Source organism: Kitasatospora sp. NPDC091257 (assembly GCF_044757675.1).
GTDB classification, from domain to species: domain Bacteria; phylum Actinomycetota; class Actinomycetes; order Streptomycetales; family Streptomycetaceae; genus Kitasatospora; species Kitasatospora lactacystinica.
Map to the genome: position 1 here is coordinate 1 of NZ_JBIVVI010000750.1, position 4560 is coordinate 4560.

A 4560-nucleotide genomic window follows, 5' to 3' on the forward strand; every position below is an offset into this window, starting at 1 on the left:
GGGGCATGGTGGGGGCGGCGGCCGCGGTCGGCGGGGCCGGGGCGCCGGGGGCCGCGAGGCGGGTGACGGCGGCGACGGGGTCGACGGTGCCGTGGCCGTACTGGGGGTCGGGGCTGCGGTAGGCGGTGGCTTCCAGGCGCTGGGTCAGCTGGTCGACGGTCAGGTCCGGGCGGTAGCCGAGGACGAGGGCGGCGGTGCCGGCCACGAAGGCGGTGGCGAAGCTGGGGCCGGCGCCGGTGTAGTAGCCGCCGGGGGCCGGGCCGGGGCCGGTGACGGCGTCGCCTGGGGCCGCGAGGTCGACCCGGCCGCCGACCGGGACGGCCGAGGGGCCGTCCGGGAGCGCGCCGCCGGGGGCGAGGTCGCGGACGGCGAGCACCTCGGGGTAGGCCGCCGGGTAGACCGCCGGGACGGGTTTGGCGGTTCCGGAGCCGTCGGTCGGGACGGTGTCGGGTGCGGCCGGGGCGACGATCAGCGCGCCCTTGCCGCGCGCCGCGCGGACCGCGGCGGCCAGGGCGTCGGTGCCGTTCGGCAGCGCCACCCCGACCGCGATGACCCGCGCGCCGCGGTCGGCGGCCGCGGTGATGCCCTGGGCCAGCAGGTCCGCCGAGGGGGTTCCGGCCTCGTTGGTGACCGGGACGGCGAGGATCCGGGCGCGCGGCGCGAGGCCGGCGAAGCCCGCGCCCTCGCGCTGGTCGGCGGCGATCAGGCCGGCCAGGAAGGTGCCGTGGCCGACGCAGTCCTGGGCGGGGTCGGGGCCGCCGGGCAGCTGGGCCAGGTCGAGTCGGCCGGCCAGCAGGCCGCTGCCGTCCTTGACCCCGGAGCCGAGGACGGCGACGGTGACGCCCTCGCCGCGGCTGAGCGGCCAGACCCGGTCGGGCCTCAGGAAGGTCTGCGGCCAGGGGGTGAGCTGGGTGCCCTTGGTGGACGGCGGCAGGCAGCCGGCCGACCGGCCGCTCGCGTCGCGCCGCTGCTGGCTGACGCCGGGCAGGGCGTCGGGGCCGGCGGGCGTGTCGGCGGCGGCCGGGCCCGCCACGGGCAGCAGCAGCCCGGCCAGGAGCGGTGCGGCCACCGCCCGGGCCAGGGGCGCCCGCTTCATGCGAGGCTGCCGATCCGCTCGGCCGGGATGTCCTGCGGCAGCAGCAGGCTGAGCTCGTCGAGGTCCGCGATGTCCAGCCGGGACAGCCGGCCCGCCTGCCGGGTGATCATCGCCTCCAGCACCTGCCGGGCGAACCGCCCGTTGCCGAAGGAGCGGTCGCGCGGGACGGCCGCGAACAGCGTGCCGAGCGCGGCCAGGGTCTCCGGGGTGCAGGTGTAGCCGGCGGCCTCGGCCTGCACCCGGACGATGGTGACGAGTTCGTCGTCCGCGTAGTGGTCGAAGGTGATCTCCCGGGAGAACCGGGACGCCAGGCCGGGGTTGGAGGCGAGGAAGCCGCGCATCTCCTCCTGGTATCCGGCCACGATCACCACGACCTCGTCGCGGTGGTCCTCCATCAGCTTCATCAGGGTGTCGACGGCCTCCTGCCCGAAGTCCCCGCCGGAGCCGTTGCGGGGCGTCAGGGTGTACGCCTCGTCGATGAACAGCACGCCGCCGCGGGCGCGTTCGAAGGCGTCCCGGGTGAGCTGGGCGGTGTGGCCGATGTAGCGGCCGACCAGGTCGGCGCGGGCGGTCTCGATCAGCTGGCCCGAGGGCAGCACGTCGAGTTCGGCGAGGAGTTCGCCGTACAGCCGGGCGACGGTGGTCTTGCCGGTGCCGGGCGGGCCCGAGAACACCAGGTGGTGGCTGATGGTGGCGGCGGGCAGCCCGGCCTCGACCCGGCGCCGGGTCTGCCGGGTCAGGTTGACCAGGTCCTCGACCTGCTCCTTGGCGGCGGCGAGGCCGACCATGGCGCGCAGCCGGTCGAGCAGGCCGGGTTCGTCGGCCTTCGCCTCGTCGGCGGCGGCCTGCTCGCCCACGTCGGCGGGCAGCAGCCGGGTGAGCGCCTCGTTGTCGAAGTGCTCCAGTTCGGCGAGCCTGGAGGCCTGCCGGTCGACCATCTCCTCGAACACCTTGCGGGCGGCCCGGCCGTTGCCGAAGTCGGCGCCCTTGGGCATCCGGTCGAAGTGCGCGGCGAGCGCCTCCCGGGTGCCCTCGACGAGTTCGTAGCCGTGCCCGGCGGCGGCGTGCTCGACGATCGTGGTGAGCTCCTCGTCGCTGTAGTTCCGGAACTCGACGGTGCGGCTGAACCGGGAGGCCAGGCCCGGGTTCGAGGCCAGGAACTCGCGGATCTCGGCCTCGTACCCGGCGACGATCACCACCAGGTCGTCGCGGTGGTCCTCCATCAGCTTGACCAGGGTGTCGATGGCCTCGCGGCCGAAGTCCGGTCCGGTGCCGCCGGAGCCCGCCGACAGGGTGTACGCCTCGTCGATGAACAGCACCCCGCCGAGCGCCTCCTTGACCACCTCGGTGGTCTTCAGGGCCGTTCCGCCGATGATCGAGGCGACCAGGTCGGCCCGGGCGACCTCGACCAGGTGGCCGCTGCGCAGCACGCCGAGCTCGGCGAGGATCGCGCCGTAGAGCCGGGCGACGGTGGTCTTGCCGGTGCCGGGCGGGCCGGCGAAGACGAGGTGCCGGCTCATCGGCAGGGCGGGCAGCCCGGCCTGCTCCCGGCGCCGGGCCAGCTTGTTGAGGTTGACCAGGGTGGCGACCTGCTCCTTGACGCCCTGCAGCCCGACCAGGGTCTGGAGGACGGCCTGCGGGCCCTGCGGTGCGGCCGGGGCGGGAGCCGCGGCGCCCTCGGCCGGGGCGTCCGACCCGTCGCCGGCGGGGGCCGCGCCGGGCTCGGTGGTGGCGACGGCCGCCGCGCCGTGGGCGTCCGGAGAGCGGTTGTCCCGGCTGTCGAGGTTCTCCACGGCGAGACGGTCGGTCGGCTCGGTCTGCCGCAGCCCGGCGCCCTGGTTCTCGGCGGCCACGCAGTCGGTGAGCCGCACGGGCTCCACGGAGTCGGAGCGCAGCCCGTCCACGGTGTTGTCGCTGAGCTGGCAGGCGGTCAGGGTGGCGCGGGCGCCGGACCGCAGGTGCAGCCCGTGCCGCCGGTTGGTCCGCAGCCGGGTGCGGGTGGCGGTCAGGTCGCCGCCGTGCTCGACCTCGGCGCCGTCCAGGGCGTTGTCGGCGGACTCGACGTCGCGCAGGGTGACGATGCCCTCGGCGCCGATCGAGATCCCGCAGGATCCGCTGCCGCGCACCAGGCTGCCACCGAGGTAGGTGTTGGCACCGTCGGCGATCCGCACCCCGTGCCCACCGGCGTCGACGACGGTGACGTCCTCCAGCCGGCCGCGCCCGTCGCGCAGCGCCTCGATCCCGTGGCCGCCGGCGGCGGTGACGGTGCTGCGGCGCAGCAGCGGGTTGGCGCCGTCGCGCACCACGATGCCGACGCCGGCCGCGTCCCGGACCTCCAGGCGGTCGAACTCGGCGGCGCTCTCCCCGGTGAGTTCGACGCCGTCCGTCCCGGCGTCGCGCACCACCGCCCGCACCAGGCTGGGCCCGGCCGACTCGCCGACGTGGATGCCGGCCAGGGCGGGGGCGGTCACCTCGCAGTCCTCCAGGGTGCCCCGGGCCCGGCCGGCGATGTGCAGGCCGTGGCCCTGGGGGCGGACGGCGCGGCAGCGGCGCAGCAGCGGGTCGGTGCCGTTGGTGAGGACGTAGCCGTGGGCGCGCACGGCGGTGACGGTGCAGTCCTCCAGCACGACCCGGGCGGTGGAGCCGATGAAGACGCCGAGCGCGCTGTCCCGGATCTCGGTGCGCAGCAGCCGGGTGGTGCTCTGCTCCTCCAGGGCGACGGCGGGCTTGTCGGTGGCGGAGATCTCGCAGTCCTCGACGAGGCCGCGCGCCTCGCCGTTGGCGCACAGGCCGTTGCCGCGCGCGTCGCGCAGCACGCAGCGCCGGACGGTCGGGTTGGCCCGCTCGCCGATGACCACGGCCGAGGTGCCCAGGTGCTCGATGACGCTGTCCTCGATCACGCTGGTGCCGGTGGAGGTCTCCACCAGCCCGGCTCCGGCCGGGTTGGTCACCCGGCTGCCGCGCATGGCGAGTTCGCCCTGCTGGCGGGTGAGCACGGCGGTCCACGCGTTGCCGATCACCTCGCAGTCCTGCATGGCCAGTTGGCCGCGCGGGACGTCGACGGCGGGCAGGTCGTCGTCCTGCCCCTGGAGCACCAGGCCGGTGAGCTGGACGGCCTCGGTGAGCACCTGGACCACCGAACCGCGGCGGGGACTGATCCGCACGCTGCCCCGGACGTCCTCGGCGGTGATGCTCACCACCTTGGTGAGCACCAGGTTCTCGTCGTACCGGCCGGGGCGGACCGAGATCACCGCGCCGCTGCGGGCAGCCTGGAGGGCTTCGCCGATCGTGCGGTAGGAGCCGGGCTCCCGCTGCTCCGCGCAGACCGTCAGCACCGGGCGCGACATGCCTGGGGTTCCCTTCGTCGTGGGGCGTTGTTGTTCGGTGGTTCAGGGCTGACGGACCGGGAGAACGGCCTGCTGAACCCGCTCGCGGTGAACTGCCTTCGGACGTTCCCGGTGGTG

General features: G+C 75.8%; 2 protein-coding genes. Both read right to left on the reverse strand.

Features of this window, described 5'->3' with window-relative positions; all coding sequences use genetic code 11:
- Positions 1 to 1096 (reverse strand): S8 family serine peptidase (locus ACIQOV_RS28775; RefSeq protein ID WP_401053411.1); only part of this gene is annotated, 1096 nt, incomplete at its 3' end.
- Entirely contained in the window at positions 1093 to 4443 is a 3351-nt protein-coding gene (locus ACIQOV_RS28780; RefSeq protein ID WP_401053413.1) for a right-handed parallel beta-helix repeat-containing protein, read from the reverse strand. The genes ACIQOV_RS28780 and ACIQOV_RS28775, both read right to left, overlap by 4 nt.
- Positions 4444 to 4560: the final 117 nt, after the last annotated feature.